Origin of the sequence: Vibrio sp. 1CM7H, from assembly GCF_023161645.1 — a bacterium.
GTDB lineage: Bacteria > Pseudomonadota > Gammaproteobacteria > Enterobacterales > Vibrionaceae > Vibrio > Vibrio diabolicus.
Genome location: NZ_JALNTV010000026.1, coordinates 1 through 1,101 on the forward strand (window position 1 = coordinate 1; position 1,101 = coordinate 1,101).

The 1,101-nt window shown below is 48.0% G+C and carries 2 tRNA genes and 1 rRNA gene; all 3 read left to right on the top strand.

The annotated features are described in order from the left end of the window. Positions 1-507 (top strand): 16S ribosomal RNA (locus MSG33_RS23455); the annotation flags it as partial. Positions 508-573: 66 nt separating this feature from the next. Then, positions 574-650: transfer RNA gene (locus MSG33_RS23460), tRNA-Ile, on the top strand. Positions 651-695: 45 nt separating this feature from the next. Next, positions 696-771, top strand: a tRNA-Ala gene (locus tag MSG33_RS23465). Positions 772-1,101 lie beyond the last annotated feature (330 nt).

Consider the following 1,101-nt stretch of genomic DNA (forward strand, 5'->3'; position numbering starts at 1 on the left):
CTCTGAGACAGGTGCTGCATGGCTGTCGTCAGCTCGTGTTGTGAAATGTTGGGTTAAGTCCCGCAACGAGCGCAACCCTTATCCTTGTTTGCCAGCGAGTAATGTCGGGAACTCCAGGGAGACTGCCGGTGATAAACCGGAGGAAGGTGGGGACGACGTCAAGTCATCATGGCCCTTACGAGTAGGGCTACACACGTGCTACAATGGCGCATACAGAGGGCGGCCAACTTGCGAGAGTGAGCGAATCCCAAAAAGTGCGTCGTAGTCCGGATTGGAGTCTGCAACTCGACTCCATGAAGTCGGAATCGCTAGTAATCGTGGATCAGAATGCCACGGTGAATACGTTCCCGGGCCTTGTACACACCGCCCGTCACACCATGGGAGTGGGCTGCAAAAGAAGTAGGTAGTTTAACCTTCGGGGGGACGCTTACCACTTTGTGGTTCATGACTGGGGTGAAGTCGTAACAAGGTAGCGCTAGGGGAACCTGGCGCTGGATCACCTCCTTATACGATGATTATTGCGATGAGTGTTCACACAGATTGATACGGTTTATAAAGTAAAGAGACGATACTGGGTCTGTAGCTCAGGTGGTTAGAGCGTTCGCCTGATAAGCGAGAGGTCGGTGGTTCGAGTCCACTCAGACCCACCAATTTCCTTCCCAAGGAATTGGTATACAGTATCGACACACCTTGATGGGGCTATAGCTCAGCTGGGAGAGCGCCTGCCTTGCACGCAGGAGGTCTGCGGTTCGATCCCGCATAGCTCCACCATCTTTAAGTGTTCTTGAAAAAGAATCTTTAAAAATGGTTTTCATCAGAAAATCTAGCTCTTTAACAATTTGGAAAGCTGACAAAACAACAATTTATTGTTGTTTGTAAAGTTCTCAAAGTATTCATGTATTTGAATACAACTAAAAACACATTCAAGTGTTCTTGGAATTTGAGTCCGGCAAAATCGATATGTCTCTCGCTCATTCAAATAATGAGAGACAACTTTGGTTGTTTAACTTCAATTCGAAACTCCTTCGGGTTGTATGGTTAAGTGACTAAGCGTACACGGTGGATGCCTTGGCAGTCAGAGGCGATGAAGGACGTATTAAC